A 16,233-nucleotide genomic window follows, 5' to 3' on the forward strand; every position below is an offset into this window, starting at 1 on the left:
CAACTGCCGCACCGCCTCCACCAGGAGGAACAGCCCCCGCATCCCCGGATGGCACGCCGAAAGGCCACCCCCGTCGGTGTTGACCGGCAGTTCCCCGTCCCGAAGCAGCCGTCCCTTCGACACGAACGCCCCGCCCTCCCCCTTCGCGCAGAAGCCGAGGTCCTCCAGCGTCACCAGCGTCATGTACGTGAACGCGTCGTAGATCTCGGCCACGTCGACGTCCGCCGGGCGCACCCCCGCCCGTTCGAAGGCGAGCCGGCCCGAGACCGCCGCCGGGGAGACCGTGAAGTCCTCCCACTCCGACATCGCCGTGTGCGAGACCGACATGCCCGAACCCAGCACCCACACGGGCGTCTTGGCCGCGTCCGGTACGTACTCCTCCGCCGCGAGCAGCACCGCACAGCCGCCGTCGGAGCGGATGCAGCAGTGGAGCTTGGTGAAGGGGTCGGCGATCATCGGGCCGGACAGGACGTCGTCCACCGTGATCGGGTCGCGGAACATCGCGTCCGGGTTCGTGGCCGCGTTCGCCCGCGCCTGCACCGCGACCTCCGCCAACTGCTCGACGGTGGTGCCGAATTGATGCATGTGACGGCGTGCGGCCATCGCGTACTTGGAGATCAGCGTATGGCCGTACGGGACCTCGAACTGGAGCGGGCCCCGGGCGCCGAAGGAGAGGTTCGAGGTGCGGCGGCCCGCCTTGATGTCGGCGCGCGCGGTCGAGCCGTACACCAGGAGTACGGCATTGGCGTGCCCGGCGGCGATCGCGTCCGCGGCGTGCGCGGCCATGACCTCCCAGGTGGCGCCGCCGACGGCCGTCGAGTCGACCCAGGTGGGCCGGAGCCCGAGATACTCGGCGACCTCCACCGGCGCGAGCGTGCCGAGCCCGGCCGAGCCGAACCCGTCGACGACCGAGCGGTCGAGCCCCGAGTCGGCGAGGGCGCGCCGGGCGGCCTGGGCGTGCAGGGAGTAGGGGGTGGCGTCGTCCACGCGGCCGGTGTCGGAGAGTGCGACGCCTACGACGGCGACCTTGCGGCGCGGGGGAGTTGAGGGCGAAGACATGAATCTGACGGTACATCAGATACCTTGCCCCAGGCTGGGGTTCGGGGTTCGGCGGGCTGCGCTGGGGCTCCGCCCCGGACCCCGTCCGCGCCTGAAGGGCGCTCGTCCTCAATCTCCCCCCTGGCCCCTTAAGGCCTTGGGGGAGGAGTCGAGAACTTGGGGGAGCGAACAGCCACAGCCGACCCGCAGGCGAAAGCGGACACCCTTGAGCGGCGCGGCGCGCCAGGGTCGATCCACCCGCCCCCACCCCTGTGCATCTCCGCCCCCCGCCCATAACATGACGGCCCGTCAGATCAGAGGCCTCGCCTCTGGGGGAGGAGCTCGACGATGGACGCCGCCTTCACCGCGGAGCAGGACGAGATCCGCCGCACCCTGCACGAACTGCTCGCCAAGCACTGCGGCCCACAGGACGTGAGGAGCGCCGTGCGCACCCCGGTCGGACACGACGCCGCGCTCTGGGGGCGGCTCGCCGCCGAGCTAGGGCTGCCGGGGCTCGCGCTGCCCGAGGAGTACGGGGGAGTCGGCTGCACCACCGCCGAACTCGCCCTCGCCTGCGAGGAGACCGGCCGCGCCCTGCTGCCGTCCCCGCTCCTCGCCACCGCCGTACTGGCCGCCCCGCTCGTCGCGGCCCTCGGCACCGACGCGCAGAGGTCCGATCTGCTCCCGCTCATCGCCCGCGGTGAGCGCACCGCCACCCTCGCCGTGCCCGGCACCAGCCTCGCCCTCGCGCTCGGGCTCACCGGCGCGAACGCGGACGGTGAGTGGGCCGGGGGCGGCCGGGCCGGCGGCGTCCAGGCCAAGCGGGCGCCGGACGGGGCTTGGCGGCTGTACGGGGAAGCCGGGCAGGTGCTCGACGGGCACAGCGCGCAGCTGCTCCTCGTCGCCGCGCACACCGGCGGCTTCGCCCGCAGCCGCACCCTTCTCTTCGTCGTACCCGGTGACGCGGAGGGGCTGCGGCGCACCCGGCAGACCACTCTCGACGAGACCCGCTCGCAAGCTCGGATCCAACTCCGGGACGTGGAGGGCGAGTTGCTCGGCGATGGCGGCGACTTCATCGACGTTCACGGCGCTCTTGCCGCCACCGGGCGTACCGCCGCCGCCTGTCTCGCGGCCGAGGCCGTCGGGGCCGCCGCCGAGGCGCTGGAGCGGACCGTGGCGTACGTCAAGGAGCGCGAGCAGTTCGGGCGGGCCATCGGGTCCTTCCAGGCGGTCAAGCACCGGCTCGCCGACCTGTACGTCCAGGTGCAGGCGGCCAGGTCGGCGGCGTACTACGCGGCCTGGGATCCCGGCGCGGGCGCCCTCGCGCTCGCCCAGGGTCTGGACGCGCTGCGCTCCGCCGCCTCGGAGGCCGTCCAGTTGCACGGCGGCATCGGCTTCACCTGGGAGCACGAGGCGCATCTGTATTTCAAGCGGGCCGCCGCCGACGAACTGCTCTTCGGGCCCGTGCACCGCCTGCGCGGCCACGCCGCCGACCAGGCCGGACTGTTCGGCCCCGCCGCGGCCGAGGTCCCGGCGTGAGCCCCGCCCCCACCAGGACCGCACCCGGGGTGCGGCTCATGCAGAGGGTGTCCTCGACCCGCGCCTTCGCGAGGATCGCCCCGCACTTCATCCCCGCGATGGACCGCGCCGTACACCGCCTGACCCGCGGCAGGGTCATCCTCAGCGCGCGGATGCTGCCCGGCGTCGTCCTGACCGCGCGCGGCGCCAAGTCGGGGCTCCCGCGCACCACTCCGCTGGCCTGCATGCCGGAGAAGGGCGGTGACTCCTGGGTGCTGATCGGGTCCAATTTCGGGCGGCCCGGCCACCCCGCGTGGACCGGCAACCTGCTCGCCCATCCGGACGCGGAGATCAGCTGGAGGGGCCGGGACATCGCGGTGCGGGCCCGGCTGCTGCAAGGGGAGGAACGGGCCGCCGCCTGGCGTGCGGCCCTCGACTTCTGGCCGCCGTACGCCACTTACCAGTCCCGGATCGAGCGCGAGATCCGGCTCTTCCGTCTGGAGCGCCGGGACTGACAGGGGCTGGCAGACGGGAACGCCGACGGCGGTCGCCCCGCGAAGGGGTGAACCGCCGTCGGCGCGACAGGACTTGGGGTATCTGCCGACGTGCGTACGGCTACTTGGTCGGCTTCTTGCCCGTGATGCCCAGGTGGACCAACAGGGCCAGATTGGGCTTGAGTTCGGTTTGCTTGACGCCCCAGGTCTGGAAGCCCTTCTGGTGCGAGGCCACCGACGCCAGCATCGCGACGAGGGAGCCCGCCATCGCGGCGGGGCTCACGTCCTTGTCGACCTTGCCCTTGGACTGGAGCTCGGTGACCGCGTCCGTAAGGGAGTTGGTGACCGAGTTCAGGATCTTCATGCGGATCTTGTAGAAGCGTTTGTCGCCCTCGGCGGCGCCCAGGTCGACGACCCGCAGGATCGCGTCGTTCTTGCGCCAGAAGTCGAGGAAGCCCTCGACGAGCTCCTCGGCCGTCTGCCAGCCGGCCCGCCCGACCCAGGAGCGGCCCTCGACCAGAGTGGTCAACCCGGCGCCCTCCTTGGCCATTTCCTCCGCGATCTCCAGGACGGCGCCCTCGACGTCGGGGAAGTACTGGTAGAAGGTCGCGGGTGAAGTGCCCGCCTTCCGGGCCACGTCGATGACTTTTACGTCCCGGTACGGCGAGGAGCTGAGCATCTCACTGAGGCAGTCGAGCAGCTTCTGCCGTGTCGCCTGGCCGCGTCGGCCGGCCACGCGGCCGTCGACGGTGCGTACTTGTCCTGTCATGCCGTCAGCTTACCGAGGGGTGATCGGAGCGCGATTCGGCCGAGTGCAAATGGGGGCCCGGGGGCGGTACGTCCCGATGGGCGCGGGGATCCGGTCGCCCCGGGTGACCGTCCTCGGGGGCGGTCGGCGTCGGCGGTCGGCGGGCCGTGGGCCGGCCCGCGTCGATCACCGTTCGTCGACTTTCGGCCGCCGGTCCTCTTGGCGCCTCCAGCCCGTCCGGCCACCCGAATGGTGTTATCAACACCCTGTGGACAACTTTGGTGGACAAGCCGTGCGGGACTTGGCCCACCGCCCCGCCGTGCAGGGAAATCTGGCCATATGTTCGAATTGCGCGACCGCATCGGACGTGATGGGTCGTTAGTTTGACCCCGATACGGCCCCACGACGGGGGCACCTCAGGAAGGAATCAGGCGCATGGGCGGATATCCGGAAGGCGCGCCGTGCTGGGCCGACGCCTCGCTGTCCGATCTGGCGGCCGGCAAGCGGTTCTACGGGGAGCTCTTCGGGTGGACCTTCGACGAGGACGCCGACGGCAGGGCCGACGGGAAGCACGGCGGCTACACCAACGCCTTCAAGGGCGGGAAGCGCGTTGCGGCCCTCCAGCCCAAGCGGGACGGCCGCATGCCGACCTCCTGGACCGTCTACCTCGCCACCCCCGACGTCCGCGCGCTCGCCGTCCGCATCCGCGAGGCCGGCGGCCAGCTGATCACCGAGCCGATTCCGGTCCCGCCGCACGGCACGATGGCCGTCGCCGCCGACCCGGGCGGCGCCGTCTTCGGCCTGTGGCAGGGCGAGCGGCACACCGGCTTCGAGCTGACCCGCAAGCCCGGATCGTTCTGCTGGACCGAGGTGTACACCCGCGACAAGGACCAGGCCGACGCGTTCTACGAGTCCGTCTTCGGCTACGAGGGCGGCGACCCGGGCAGCCCCGACGAGATCGGCGCCGACTTCCGCACCTGGTCACTGCCCGGCGCCGAGCCGGGCCCGGACAACGCGATCGGCGGCCGCAGCCTGATGTCGGACGCCTTCCCCGCCGCCCTGCCCGACCACTTCCTCGTCTACTTCAGCGTCGAGGACTGCGACGCGGCGGCCGCCGCATGCACCCGTCTGGGCGGCCGCGTCACCGCCGAGCCGTTCGACATTCCGTACGGGCGGATGGCCGTCCTCAACGACAACCAGGGCGCCGCCTTCGCCGTTCTGCAGGGTTCAGGCACGTAACGGCCCGTGTCCCGGGCGCGCGCGGCGACGTCCGGGCTGTCCCGGATCGGGGGGAGACATCCCGGTCTCGACCCGGGTTGGCCACCGGCCACCTCCGGCAGGGAGAATCGGGGTGCCGCGTGAGACGCTGCACGGGGCCGAATTCATGCACGGCCCGTACGGGGAGGTGGCAGGCAAGTGGAGCAGCTGACGCAGCACGACCCGAGGCGGATCGGCCCCTTCGAGGTGCTGGGACGGCTCGGTGCCGGCGGCATGGGGCTGGTCTATCTGGCGCGCTCGGCCTCCGGCCGCCGCGTGGCCATCAAAACGGTGCGCACCGAGCTCGCCGAGGACCAGCTCTTCCGGGTCCGCTTCACCCGTGAGGTGGAGGCGGCCCGCGCGGTCAGCGGCTTCTACACCGCCGCCGTCGTCGACGCCGACCCGCGCGCCCCCGTGCCGTGGCTGGCCACCGCCTACGTGCCGGCGCCCTCCCTCGAAGAAATAGTGAATGAGTGCGGGCCGCTCCCGGCCCAGGCGGTGCGCTGGCTCGCGGCCGGCATCGCGGAGGCCCTGCAGTCCATCCACGGCGCGGGCCTGGTCCACCGCGACCTGAAGCCGTCGAACGTCCTGGTCGTCGAGGACGGGCCGCGCGTGATCGACTTCGGTATCGCGTCCGGGGTCTCCAACACCCGCCTGACCATGACGAACGTGGCGGTGGGCACCCCCGCCTACATGTCGCCCGAGCAGGCCAAGGACTCGCGCAGCGTCACCGGCGCCTCCGACGTCTTCTCGCTCGGCTCGACCCTCGTCTTCGCCGCGACCGGACACGCGCCCTTCCACGGCGCGAACCCCGTCGAGACCGTGTTCATGCTGCTGCGCGAGGGCCCGGACGTCACCGGCCTGCCGGACGAGCTGCGGCCGCTCATCGAGTCCTGCATGCAGATGGAGCACCCGAACCGGCCGTCCCCCGAGGACCTCCAGGCCCAGCTCGCGCCCCACCTCTTCGCCTCCGGCTCGGACGACAGCGGCACGGCGTCGGCCTGGCTGCCGCCGCGCTCGGTCGCCATGATCGAGCAGCGCAGGGGCGGCGGCCGCATGCAGGTCGCCAAGGCCGCCGACCCGTCGCCGAGCTCCGTCCTGCACTCCGGCAGGCAGGCCCCGCCCCGCCCGGCGGACCCCCCGTACCCGGGCCGGCACGGCGGCTCCGCCGTCACCTACCCGCCCGTTCACGCCGACGATCCGGTCCACCTGCCCGGCGCCAAGGTGCCGATCGGTCCCGGCCCGAGGGCCTCCGACGCATCGCGCGTCGCCATCGACGCCGGGCCCGCCACCGGCTGGGTGCGCAGGCCCGGCGCCAATGGCGCGCAGGCCTCCCCCGTGCCTCCGCCGACCCATCCCCCCGAGACCCCCGGACGCTGGCGCCCCTGGCGTTTTCGCATGTCGAACGATGTGTGGGGCACCCCGGCCGTCGCGGGCGACCTGCTGTACGTGACCTCCTTCGAGGTGCACGCCCTGGACGTGGGCACCGGCCGCCGCCAGTTCAAGACGCGCGACGTCGCCTGGGCGATGGCCGTCGAGGCCGGCCGCATCCACGCCTCCGACGGGCCCACCCTGTACGCACTGGACGCGGCCGACGGCGGCGAGCTGTGGCGCCTCCCGGCGGACGCCTGGGTGTACTCCCTGAAGGCCGACCGCGGCACCGTCGTCACCGGCACCCGCGGCGGCGGCGTACAGGCCTGGGAGGCCGCGAACGGCGAGAAGCTGTGGGAGACGGCCGGCGCCCAGACCGACTTCGAGACCCCCGAGGCCGGGCCCACCATCCACGACGGCACGGTGTACGTCTGGCAGGACGCCCGGCTGCGCGCCCTGGACGCCCGCACCGGCGTCGAGCGCTGGTCCTACCCGGTCGGCGACGCGGCCTCCTGCGGCGGCGTCCCGGTCCGGGTCGCGCCCGCACAGGACGGCTACGTCTACGTCTCGGCGGGCACCCGCGTCCTGGCGATCGACGTCGCCTCCGGCCACGTCCGCTGGCACTTCGAGGCCCCGGCGGTCTTCCTGTGCCCGCCGACGTTCGCGCCGGGTCCCGCGGTGGCCGGGGGAGGCGTGTACCTCGCCGACTACCTCGGCACCGTGTACGCCCTGGACGCCTCCACCGGCAAGGACCGCTGGCGCATCGCCACCGAGTCCCGCCAGTCCGTCGAGCCGGTCCTGGTCGCCGACGGCAACGTCCACGTGGGCAGCGGCAACGCGCTGTACACCCTGGACGCGGTCACCTCGACCCCCAAGTGGCGCTTCGCGGCGGGCGGCGAGGTCGTGGGCACGCCCGTGGTCGCCGACGGCCGCATCCACTTCGGCTCGGCCGACCACTGCCTGTACACGCTGGACGCGGCGGGGGGCCAGCTTCGCTGGAAGCTGGCCACGGGCGGGGAGATCACCGGATCGCCCGTCGTACGCGGCGGGGTCGTCTACGCGTGCAGCAAGGACCGGTGCGTGTACGCGCTTGATGCGGTGAAGGGGACTGCGACTTCTGGATCCCGCTAGGCGCGGGGGCGCCCTCTCCTTTTTCGCCGCGGGTCCGTCGTGGCTGGTCGCGCAGTTCCCCGCGCCCCCTCAGGGGTTTCCGGTGCCGCATCCGAAAGGGCTTTTCCCGTATGCCAGTTGAGGCGCTTTCCCCCTCCGCCGTCGTTGAGCGGCTCCGCGCCGCGGGGTGCGTATTCGCCGAGGACGAAGCGGAGTTGATACTCGCCTCGGCCCAAGGTCCCGCCGAAGTCGCCGCGATGGTGGAACGCAGGGTCTCGGGGCTGCCGCTCGAACACGTCGTGGGGTGGGCCGAGTTCCATGGGCTGAAGGTGGCCGTCGACCCCGGGGTCTTCGTGCCGCGTCGGCGTACCGAGTTCCTGGTCGAGCAGGCCCTCGCCGCGGCCGACACCTCACGTCCGCTCGTCGTCGTGGACCTCTGCTGCGGATCGGGGGCCCTCGGGGCCGCGCTCGCGTCGGCGCTGCCGGGGGCCGAGTTGCACGTCGCCGACATCGAGCCCGCGGCCGTGGCCTGCGCCCGGCGCAACGTGGCCGCGCTGGGCGGCCGCGTCTACGAGGGCGATCTCTTCGCGCCGCTCCCGCCCGGGCTGCGCGGCCGCATCGACATCCTGACCGCGAACGTTCCGTACGTACCCACGGACGAGGTCGGCCTGCTGCCCCCGGAGGCCCGTGACCACGAGCCGCTGGTCGCCCTGGACGGCGGCTCGGACGGGCTCGACATCATGCGCCGCGTCGCCCTCGCCGCCCCCGACTGGCTCGCCCCGGGCGGCACGCTGCTCGTCGAGACCAGCGAACGGCAGGTGCCGGGCGCGCTGGCCGCGATGTCCGCCGGGGGGCTGCGGGCCCGGCTGGTCACCTCGGAGGAGCTGTACGCGAGCGTGGTGACCGGCGTACGAATCCCCGCCTGACCCCTCAGGCGCGGGGCGGGCCGTCAGGTGGCCCGTAGGGCGGCTGCTCGTGCGGGGGCGGCTCGAAGGGAGGCTGCTGCTGGTCATGCCGGGGCTCGTAGGGAGCTTCATAGGGGGCCTCGTACGGCCGCTCATACGGCGTGTCCAGCGTGGGTACGGGTGCCTCGGAGCGGGGCCCCGGCTCCGGCTCGGCCCGGCGCCGCCCCGACATCAGGCCCGCCGCGAGCAGCAGCGCCAGCCCGCTGCCCAGCGCCATCGCGACGCCCTGCCCGAGCCCGTTGCCGGACGAGTCGACCGTCAGGTTCCCCGCCGCCTGCCCCTGCCGCACCATCCACAGGATCGCGAAGCCGAGCGTGATCAGCCCCGCGACCGCGACCAGGACGCGGGAGCGCAGCACCAGGCCGACCAGCGTCACCAGCGCCGCGAAGGCGAAGGGGAGCAGGATCGAGCCGGCCACCTCCGCCTTGGTGGCGGAGATGCCCGAGAACAGGTCGTCGATGCGATAGGTGCTGCCGTGACGGCCGTCGTACCAGGCACGGAAGGGGCTCCAGACGGCGGCCGTCGCTCCGGCGAGAGCGAGGATCGAGCCGAGGACGTTGCGGACCATCGGCGGCCCTCCTTCGAGACGGCTCTCGCTGCCGACGCTACGCCCGGCGAGCCCGCCCCGCTACCCGGCGCGGCCCCGCCCCGCTGGGGCGGGCTTGCGTGCGCAGTTCCCCGCGCCCCTAGCCCCGTTTTCGGTCTCGGGCTGTGTGTGGCTGGTCGCTCCCCCAAGTTCTCGGCTTCGCTCGGACAGGGGGGACCCCCATCGCGGCGGAGCCGCACAATGTCACTGCCCCGCGCCCCTGACCCCGCTTTCGGCCTCGGGCCGTATGTGGTTGCTCGCGCAGTTCCCCGCGCCCCTGGCGGGGCCGGTGCTGGCCCGCACGGGGCATTTCAGCCCGTCCGGCGATTGAGGACGAGCGCCCTTAAGGCGCGATACGGGGTCTGGGGCGGAGCCCCAGGAAACCGGCTTCCCCCTTCCTCAACCCCCGGCGGGTTTCGGGAAGGGGCGGGGTGGGGGCTCCCGAAGCCGCGCCCCACGGACCGCCGAACTCCACACCGGACAGCGACGCTTGATCGCCCCGAAGGGTTGGTCAACCGCTGTTAAAGTGTCGGCCGGTCTTCGGAGGGGGGCGACGGTGGTACGTCGCGGGTTGAAATGCGCGGCCATAGCGGCAGGTCTGGCGCTCGCACTGACGGGGTTCTCCAGCCACGGAAGTCACGGCAAGAGCCACAGCTCCGGCGGCGGCTGCTCCAACTCCCACAAGAGCAACGGGAGTTCGGACAGTGGTAGCAGTAGCGGTAGCGGTAGCGGCAGTACGAGCAGCAGCAGTGCCGGCAGCAGCTACAACGGCAACCGCTACGACAGCAACAACAACACCACCGGCAGCACGAGCGGCACGAGCCGCAATCGCACGGCCACCGCGACCACGTACGTCACCACCTGCGCCTCGGCCGCGAAGGGTGAGACCCGCTCCACCATCAAGGTCAGCACCGGCTCGGGCGGCTCCGGCAGCCACAGTTACCAGGTGCGGGTCATGTTCTACGACAAGGCCGGCGCCGTCATCGACCGGGGCTCCACCTCGGTGTCCCTGGGCCCCAATGCGACGAGCACCGTCAAGGTGGCCATGAGCAAGCCCGCCCTGCTCAGCCAGGTGGACCTCTGTGGCTCCGAGGCGACGGCCGGGTAGGCCGACCGGCCTACCGGATCCGGAACTCCCTGGACCGCCGCGCGGTGAACAGCTCCGCCTGCCGTTCGGGCGGCAGGTTGCCGAGCGCCACGAAGCCCGGGGCGCGTGCGTGGGCCTGGGCCAAGGTGGGTTCCTTGGCGGCCCAGAGCGACCGCACCGTCCCCTGCACCGCCTCCGTCGGGAACCCCGCGATCGTCTCCGCGCACCCCACCGCCGCAGTCAACTCTCCACCTGGCGCGGTCAGTTCGCTCACGAAGCCGATCTCGTAGGCCCGGCGCGCCGACATCCGCTCGGCCGTCCCCATCAGCGCGAGCCGGGCCGCCTCGCCGTGCGGCATGCGCAGCGCCAGGTACATCGACTCGTACGCGCTGACCATCCCGTACGTCGTGTGCGGGTCGAAGAACGTCGCGTCCTCGGCGGCGATCACGAACTCCGCCTCGCCGAGCAGGTAGAACGCCCCGCCGCAGGCCATCCCGCGTACGGCGGCGATCACCGGCTTCCACAGGTCGTTCGCCTTCGGTCCGATCGCGATCAGTGGATCGTCGGTGGAGTACGGGGACGAGGGCTGCGGCACCTCGGCCGAGCGGTCGATGCCGGTGCAGAAGGCCCGCTCCCCCGCACCCGTCAGCACGACGGCCCGTACCGTGTCGTCGAACCTCAACTCCCGCCAAACGAGGGAGAGTTGCGCGACCGTATCCAGGTTCACGGCGTTCAGGCGCTCGGGGCGGTTCAGGGTGACGACCGCGACGCCGGTCCCCTTGTCGCGTTCCACCAGGACGCTCATGCGCGCTCCAGGAGCCAGCGCGGCACGGTCGTCCCGTCGACCTCGGTGAACGCGACCTGTACGCGCGCCCCGATCCTCAGCCGCGCCGGGTCGACCGAGTCGAGCGCCGCGTCCGGCTCGGCGACCACGTTGCCGACGAGCCGGATCAGCGGATCATCGGCGAGCTCGACGATCACCGCGTTGTACGGGGCCTGCGCCGCGTAGTCGGGGAGCAGCGGGGGATGCGGGAAGACGTACGACCAGATACGGCCGCGGCCCGAGACCCGGCGCCACTCGCTGTCGAAGGACTGGCAGTGCGGGCAGCAGGGCCGGGGCGGGAAGCGGAGCCGGCCGCAGTCGGGGGCGGCGCAGGCCTGGACGCGGAGTTCGCCCTGGGCCGCGTACTCCCAGAAGGGGGCGCCGTCGTCGTCCACAACAGGGGAAAGCATCTCTCAACTCCTCAGCAGGATGGCGGAGGTGGGGACTCCCTCGCCCGCGGTGACCAGGCAGGTGGCGGCGTCCGGGACCTGGGCGGTGCTGTGGCCGCGCAGCTGTTTGACTCCCTCGTTGATGAGGTTGAAGCCGTGTACGTAGGCCTCCGACAGGCCTCCGCCGCCGGTGTTGATGGGGAGGCGGCCGCCGATCTCCAGGGCGCCGCCCTCGGTGAAGGCGGCGCCTTCACCCCGCCCGCAGAAGCCGTAGCCCTCCAGGGAGAGCGGGATGAGCGGGGTGAACGCGTCGTAGATCTGGGCCACGTCGACGTCGTCGGGGCCGAAGTCGGCCTGCTTCCACAGGTGCCGGGCGGCGGTCCAGGCGGGGCCGGTCAGCGGGTCGTCGTTCCAGTAGTTGACCATGCCGTGGTGCTGGGCGGGCAGGCCCTGGGCGGCGGAGTGCACGTATACGGGCTTCTGCCGGCAGTCGCGGGCGCGCTCGGCGGAGACGATGACACACGCCAACGCACCATCAGTCTCAAGGCAGTTGTCGAAGAGGCACAGGGGTTCGCTGATCCAGCGGGACGTCATGTACATCTCCCGGGTCAGCGGGCGCTCGTACATGATCGCGGCCGGATTCTGGTTGGCGCGGTTGCGGCAGGCGAGGGCGACGTTGAAGAGGTGGTCGCGGGTGGCGCCGTGCTCATGGAGATAGCGGCGGGCCAGCATGCCGATCTCGTCGGCCGGCCGCAACAGCCCGAACGGGCGCGTCCACTGGGCCGGGGTGGGAAGCTGAACTGCCGTATTCTTCCAGGGCCTTGGCCCGCTGCCGCGCTTCCGCGACCGCCAGGCGACGCCGACGCTCGCCTGCCCGGTGGCGATCGCGGCGGCGAGGTGTCCGACGGTCGCGCAGGAGCCGCCACCCCCGTAGCCGATCTTGCTGAAGAAGGTCACGTCGCCCGCGCCGATGGACTTGGCGACCTCGACCTCGTCGGTCTCCTCCATCGTGTACGAGGCGAACGCGTCCACCTCGGCCGGGCTGATGCCCGCGTCGTCGAGCGCGGCGACGATCGCCCGGCACGCCAACTCCTTCTCGGACTCGGGCAGTTGCTTGGCGAAGGGCGTCTGCCCGATCCCGACTATGGCTGTCGCGTCCTTCAGGGTGGCCATGGCCCCACCTCCACGAGCGTCACCAGTACTGACAGCGGAGGAGGCTACAGCTAATCTGACGGTTAGTCAGCTACTGGGGTCGGAGGGGCTTTCGATGGGGCTTTCGGTGGGCGGGGAGACGCGCGGGGACCTGGAGTGGGGCACGATCGCGAAGCTGGTGCGCGGCGCGGCCGTCCGGTACGGCGAGCGCGAGGCCGTCGTCGAGGGCCGCAGCCGCATCTCGTACGCGGAGCTCGGCGAGCGGGTCGAGCGCGCGGCGGCCGCGTGCATGGCGGCCGGCGTCGAGCCCGGCGACCGGGTGGCGGTCTGGGCGCCCAACACCGCGGACTGGATCGTCTCGGCACTCGGCGCGGTGACGGCGGGCGCGGTGCTCGTGCCGCTGAACACGCGCTTCAAGGGCGCGGAGGCGGCGTACGTCCTCGAAAGCAGCCGCGCGAAGCTGCTGTTCGTGACCGGCACGTTCCTGGGCACCTCGTACGTCGCCTCGCTGCGCCGCGCGACCGCCGAGGGCTCCGGCCCCGGCCCGCTGCCCTCGCTCCCGCACCTGGAGCAGGTGGTGGTCCTCTCGGACGACGCCCCCGACAACTTCCGCACGTGGAAGGACTTCCTGGCGGGCGGGGAGGGGGTGTCGGGGCCGGAGGTGACGGCACGAGCGGACGGCATCGAGCCGGAGAGCCCCTCCGACATCATCTACACCTCGGGCACCACGGGCCGCCCCAAGGGCGCGGTGATCACCCACGCCCAGACCCTGCGCGGCTATGCGATCTGGTCGGATCTCGCGGGTCTGCGCGAGGGCGACCGGTACTTGATCGTGAACCCGTTCTTCCACACGTTCGGCTACAAGGCGGGCATCATCGCGTGCCTGATGCGGGGCGCGACGATGGTGCCGCAGCCGGTGTTCAACATCGACACGGCGCTCGCGAACATCGCCGCCGAACACATCTCGGTCCTGCCGGGCCCGCCCACCCTGCACCAGTCGCTCCTGGACCACCCGGCCCGCGACCAGCACGACCTGAGCGCGCTGCGCTTGGTGGTGACGGGGGCGGCGGTGGTCCCGCTGCGCCTGGTCGAACGGCTGCGGGCCGAGCTGGGCGTGGGCACCGTACTGACCGCGTACGGCCTGTCCGAGGCGAGCGGCATCGTCACGATGTGCCGCCGCGGCGACCCGGCGGAGGCCATCGCCTCGACCTCGGGCCGCGCGATACCCGGCACGGAGGTGAGGGTGTGTGCCGATCCGGGAGACCCGGGCGAGGTCCTGGTACGCGGCTTCAACGTGATGCGGGGCTACTACGAGGACGAGCCGGAGACGGCGCGGACGATCGACGCGGACGGCTGGCTGCACACGGGCGACGTCGGCGTCCTGGACGAGTCGGGCAACCTCCGCATCACCGACCGGATCAAGGACATGTTCATCGTCGGCGGCTTCAACGCGTATCCCGCGGAGATCGAGCAACTACTCGGCCTGCACCCGGAGGTGGCCGACGTAGCGGTGATCGGCATCCCGGACGCCCGCCTCGGCGAGGTGGGCAAGGCGTACGTGGTGCGCCGCCCCGGCTCGGTGATGACGTCGGACGACCTGATCGCCTGGTCCCGCCGGGAGATGGCGAACTACAAGGTGCCGAGGGAGGTGGAGTTCGTGGCCGAACTCCCGCGTAACGCGAGCGGGAAGGTGGTCAAGGGGGAGTTGCGAGCCCTCTCTTGTGCTGGTGGCTCCGAGTAGCCGCTTCCCGCCTGCGCGGGCGCTCAGCCTTGACCGGCAAACGTGGCCTAACTGGCGCACCAATCGGGGGAGTTGCCGAGGTGGACCTACCCTTGCGTCGATGGCCCTGAGCGAGCCTGCCCCTGGCGGAGTGCTCGCTCAGCCTTTGACTGGTCGACGGAGGCGACTCAGCTGGCGGCATGGAAGAGGAGGACGGGGCCTTCTTGGGCCTTTGAGTCGCGTACGGGGATGAGGTTGGGGAGGCCATGGACGCCTTGACACGGCTTCCGCCGCCCCGCTGCTATGGGCGCTATTGCGTCAAAGCGCGCCCCTCAAGCCACAGTTGGTGCTTGCCATTTCGGAAGCTCTCAGCCGCGTTCTCGATCACGGCGAGTGACTCCTCCGGCGGCAGAGCGGCGGCCCTGAGTCGATCGTACGACCGGCGGTACTGCTTCACGGGGGTTGGATCGTCGATGGTTTCGCCGCTGTACGCCGACTCTGTGTAGACCAGCGGCGGGGCGTCAGGAAAGTCCAAGGACAGGACCGCGCCGGCCAACATAGGTTGCGCCGTGGAGTTCCACGGAAGGATTTGTGGAGTGATCCGGTGCCGATGAGTCAACTCCGCGATGTGGTTGAACTGTTCAGCCATCTCCGACGGCGGAAGGATCGGCTGTCGCAGCAGTGACTCATGCAGGATCACCCAGTACTCAGGCCGCAACCGGCCGGTGTCGAAGATCTCGGCTCGCGCGAGGCGTTCGTAGACCTTCGCGTCCGCCTGGGCCTGCGCTTCCGATGGGTGCGCGGCCCGGACTACGGCACGGGCGTAGGGTTCGGTCTGGAGGAGGCCAGGGATCCAGGTGGTGCACCATTCCTCGATGCGCTCGGCGTTCTTCTCCACCTCCAGGATCCGCTTGAAGTAGGAGCCGTGGTCCGCCCGTTTGGCCTTGCGTACGTCCTCGCAGTTTCGGGCGAAGAAGCCGTCCGTCTTGAGCTTCCGGTCCACATGCTCGGCCAGGTCATGAGGCATGCGCCGGTGCCCGCGCTCGATTTCGCTGAGGTAACTCAGCCCGTAGAAGCTCCCCCCAACCAACTGCTGAAGCGTGAGCCCAGCAGCCTCCCGCTTCCAGCGCAGCTCCTTGCCGTAGAAGCAGGGCACGCTCTCCGAGCCGTCGATGTCCTTGCGTCGCACCATGGTCTGCCCGCCCATTCCACAACGTCCGTGCGGCGCTTCACAGTTCGCGCACGGGAACCCAAACCCCTTTCACGGTAGGGCACTTCGCGTCAGGGTGTGACCGAATCGTCACAGTACGCATGCGTGCCGTACGCACCCACAGGAAGGCGCTGCCCCATGAGCCCCCACCAGGACCACCACCCCGTGTCACACCGCCCGGACGGCGACGACATGACCCGCTGCGTGCGGGAGCTGCGCCGCGCGCTGGCGGCCCACGGCATCATCCTGCCCTCGCTCCGCGTGGACCTGCCGAGCTTCGTGAGCCGGTACCCCGCGCCGTCGGGCCTGATCGCGCTCGGCAACTGCAACACGGACACGGCGCTGAGGTTGGCCGAGGCGCTGCGGGTGGCGAAGGCCAAGGCGGACTTCATGGAGGGTGCGCAGCTCGTCCTGGAGGAGTACGGCGATCTGATCGACGAGGTCGGCGGGGAGGGGAGCGCCTGATCCTGGCCCGGTGTCCGAGGGGTGAGGGGCCGTGCTGGGCGCGTACGGTCCTGTACTCAGCCGCCATGAACTCATCGTGATCGCGAGGTCTCAATGGAAGAAGCACGTCAGCACGCCGAGGGGACCGGAATCGGAGAGACCGGAGAGCCTGTGCGCAAGGTGGTGTCGGCTCGCGCCAACGTGATGCGAACCGACCGAGGCTCACTCCTGGGGCAGGTCCACATCCGGGACGACTTCGATGTGCTGCCCGATGACATCGAAGATGCGCTGGGGATGCGCTGACGTTGTGTGGAGCGGTGG

The 16,233-nt window shown here is 71.5% G+C and carries 16 protein-coding genes; 9 read left to right on the forward strand and 7 right to left on the reverse strand.

What is annotated here, in order from left to right:
* The coding region (locus ADK54_RS42110; RefSeq protein WP_053731155.1) for a thiolase C-terminal domain-containing protein at nucleotides 1-1,059 on the reverse strand (1,059 nt) is incomplete at its 3' end.
* Between the two features lie 327 nt (nucleotides 1,060-1,386).
* On the opposite strand from ADK54_RS42110, the gene ADK54_RS42115 reads away from it, so the two are divergent.
* Together ADK54_RS42115 and ADK54_RS42120 are read left to right on the forward strand one after the other, a co-directional pair.
* The gene (locus tag ADK54_RS42115; RefSeq protein WP_053731156.1) at nucleotides 1,387-2,577 is read left to right on the forward strand and encodes an acyl-CoA dehydrogenase family protein; all 1,191 of its coding nucleotides are present in this window, start codon (nucleotides 1,387-1,389) and stop codon (nucleotides 2,575-2,577) included.
* 38 nt (nucleotides 2,578-2,615) lie between these two features.
* A complete protein-coding gene (locus ADK54_RS42120; RefSeq protein WP_053731176.1) occupies nucleotides 2,616-3,071 on the forward strand; it encodes a nitroreductase family deazaflavin-dependent oxidoreductase in 456 nt (151 codons plus the stop codon).
* Between the two features lie 100 nt (nucleotides 3,072-3,171).
* On the opposite strand, the gene ADK54_RS42125 is transcribed toward ADK54_RS42120, so the two are convergent.
* On the reverse strand, nucleotides 3,172-3,819 hold the full coding sequence (locus ADK54_RS42125; protein WP_053731157.1) for a TetR family transcriptional regulator: 648 nt from the start codon (nucleotides 3,817-3,819) through the stop codon (nucleotides 3,172-3,174).
* A gap of 414 nt (nucleotides 3,820-4,233) precedes the next feature.
* Between ADK54_RS42125 and ADK54_RS42130 the strand changes: the two genes are divergently transcribed.
* The 3 genes from ADK54_RS42130 to ADK54_RS42140 all read left to right on the forward strand — a co-directional run bounded on the left by ADK54_RS42130 (nucleotide 4,234) and on the right by ADK54_RS42140 (nucleotide 8,462).
* Nucleotides 4,234-5,037, forward strand: coding sequence for a VOC family protein (locus ADK54_RS42130; protein WP_053731158.1), 804 nt, complete (start codon nucleotides 4,234-4,236; stop codon nucleotides 5,035-5,037).
* Between the two features lie 177 nt (nucleotides 5,038-5,214).
* Nucleotides 5,215-7,557 carry a PQQ-binding-like beta-propeller repeat protein gene (locus tag ADK54_RS42135; protein ID WP_053731159.1) on the forward strand — a complete coding sequence of 781 codons (2,343 nt, stop codon included), beginning with the start codon at nucleotides 5,215-5,217 and terminating at the stop codon, nucleotides 7,555-7,557.
* Nucleotides 7,558-7,667: 110 nt separating this feature from the next.
* On the forward strand, nucleotides 7,668-8,462 hold the full coding sequence (locus ADK54_RS42140; protein WP_053731160.1) for a putative protein N(5)-glutamine methyltransferase: 795 nt from the start codon (nucleotides 7,668-7,670) through the stop codon (nucleotides 8,460-8,462).
* 4 nt (nucleotides 8,463-8,466) lie between these two features.
* Here ADK54_RS42140 and ADK54_RS42145 read toward each other — a convergent pair whose 3' ends face one another.
* Entirely contained in the window at nucleotides 8,467-9,069 is a 603-nt protein-coding gene (locus ADK54_RS42145; RefSeq protein WP_053731161.1) for a hypothetical protein, read from the reverse strand.
* Between the two features lie 589 nt (nucleotides 9,070-9,658).
* Between ADK54_RS42145 and ADK54_RS42150 the strand changes: the two genes are divergently transcribed.
* Nucleotides 9,659-10,195, forward strand: a complete 537-nt coding sequence (locus ADK54_RS42150) for a hypothetical protein (RefSeq protein WP_053731162.1) — start codon at nucleotides 9,659-9,661, stop codon at nucleotides 10,193-10,195.
* Between the two features lie 10 nt (nucleotides 10,196-10,205).
* On the opposite strand, the gene ADK54_RS42155 is transcribed toward ADK54_RS42150, so the two are convergent.
* From ADK54_RS42155 to ADK54_RS42165, 3 genes are read right to left on the reverse strand one after another with little or no spacing between them, the layout of a single operon-like run.
* On the reverse strand, nucleotides 10,206-10,979 hold the full coding sequence (locus ADK54_RS42155) for an enoyl-CoA hydratase/isomerase family protein (protein WP_053731163.1): 774 nt from the start codon (nucleotides 10,977-10,979) through the stop codon (nucleotides 10,206-10,208).
* Nucleotides 10,976-11,407, reverse strand: a complete 432-nt coding sequence (locus ADK54_RS42160) for a Zn-ribbon domain-containing OB-fold protein (RefSeq protein ID WP_053731164.1) — start codon at nucleotides 11,405-11,407, stop codon at nucleotides 10,976-10,978. The genes ADK54_RS42155 and ADK54_RS42160 overlap by 4 nt, the downstream gene beginning before the upstream one ends.
* A gap of 3 nt (nucleotides 11,408-11,410) precedes the next feature.
* The gene (locus tag ADK54_RS42165) at nucleotides 11,411-12,559 is read right to left on the reverse strand and encodes a lipid-transfer protein (protein ID WP_053731165.1); all 1,149 of its coding nucleotides are present in this window, start codon (nucleotides 12,557-12,559) and stop codon (nucleotides 11,411-11,413) included.
* 94 nt (nucleotides 12,560-12,653) lie between these two features.
* Between ADK54_RS42165 and ADK54_RS42170 the strand changes: the two genes are divergently transcribed.
* Nucleotides 12,654-14,279, forward strand: a complete 1,626-nt coding sequence (locus tag ADK54_RS42170; protein WP_053731166.1) for a FadD3 family acyl-CoA ligase — start codon at nucleotides 12,654-12,656, stop codon at nucleotides 14,277-14,279.
* Nucleotides 14,280-14,568: 289 nt separating this feature from the next.
* On the opposite strand, the gene ADK54_RS42175 is transcribed toward ADK54_RS42170, so the two are convergent.
* On the reverse strand, nucleotides 14,569-15,450 hold the full coding sequence (locus ADK54_RS42175; protein WP_053731177.1) for a helix-turn-helix domain-containing protein: 882 nt from the start codon (nucleotides 15,448-15,450) through the stop codon (nucleotides 14,569-14,571).
* Nucleotides 15,451-15,606: 156 nt separating this feature from the next.
* On the opposite strand from ADK54_RS42175, the gene ADK54_RS48675 reads away from it, so the two are divergent.
* Nucleotides 15,607-15,933 carry a hypothetical protein gene (locus ADK54_RS48675; RefSeq protein ID WP_063802183.1) on the forward strand — a complete coding sequence of 109 codons (327 nt, stop codon included), beginning with the start codon at nucleotides 15,607-15,609 and terminating at the stop codon, nucleotides 15,931-15,933.
* Between the two features lie 150 nt (nucleotides 15,934-16,083).
* On the forward strand, nucleotides 16,084-16,215 hold the full coding sequence (locus tag ADK54_RS48475) for a hypothetical protein (protein WP_267887085.1): 132 nt from the start codon (nucleotides 16,084-16,086) through the stop codon (nucleotides 16,213-16,215).
* The last annotated feature ends 18 nt before the right edge of the window (nucleotides 16,216-16,233 follow it).

Origin of the sequence: Streptomyces sp. WM6378, from assembly GCF_001279695.1 — a bacterium.
Classification (GTDB): Bacteria; Actinomycetota; Actinomycetes; order Streptomycetales; family Streptomycetaceae; genus Streptomyces.

Excerpts from the sequence above, each read along its gene's own strand:
- ADK54_RS42115 (WP_053731156.1), top strand. The coding sequence starts at position 1,387 with ATGGACGCCGCCTTCACCGCGGAGCAGGACGAGATCCGCCGCACCCTG.
- ADK54_RS42120 (WP_053731176.1), top strand. The coding sequence starts at position 2,616 with ATGCAGAGGGTGTCCTCGACCCGCGCCTTCGCGAGGATCGCCCCGCAC.
- ADK54_RS42125 (WP_053731157.1), bottom strand. The coding sequence starts at position 3,819 with ATGACAGGACAAGTACGCACCGTCGACGGCCGCGTGGCCGGCCGACGC.
- ADK54_RS42130 (WP_053731158.1), top strand. The coding sequence starts at position 4,234 with ATGGGCGGATATCCGGAAGGCGCGCCGTGCTGGGCCGACGCCTCGCTG.
- ADK54_RS42140 (WP_053731160.1), top strand. The coding sequence starts at position 7,668 with ATGCCAGTTGAGGCGCTTTCCCCCTCCGCCGTCGTTGAGCGGCTCCGC.
- ADK54_RS42145 (WP_053731161.1), bottom strand. The coding sequence starts at position 9,069 with ATGGTCCGCAACGTCCTCGGCTCGATCCTCGCTCTCGCCGGAGCGACG.
- ADK54_RS42155 (WP_053731163.1), bottom strand. The coding sequence starts at position 10,979 with ATGAGCGTCCTGGTGGAACGCGACAAGGGGACCGGCGTCGCGGTCGTC.
- ADK54_RS42160 (WP_053731164.1), bottom strand. The coding sequence starts at position 11,407 with ATGCTTTCCCCTGTTGTGGACGACGACGGCGCCCCCTTCTGGGAGTAC.
- ADK54_RS42165 (WP_053731165.1), bottom strand. The coding sequence starts at position 12,559 with ATGGCCACCCTGAAGGACGCGACAGCCATAGTCGGGATCGGGCAGACG.
- ADK54_RS42170 (WP_053731166.1), top strand. The coding sequence starts at position 12,654 with ATGGGGCTTTCGGTGGGCGGGGAGACGCGCGGGGACCTGGAGTGGGGC.
- ADK54_RS42175 (WP_053731177.1), bottom strand. The coding sequence starts at position 15,450 with ATGGTGCGACGCAAGGACATCGACGGCTCGGAGAGCGTGCCCTGCTTC.
- ADK54_RS48675 (WP_063802183.1), top strand. The coding sequence starts at position 15,607 with ATGAGCCCCCACCAGGACCACCACCCCGTGTCACACCGCCCGGACGGC.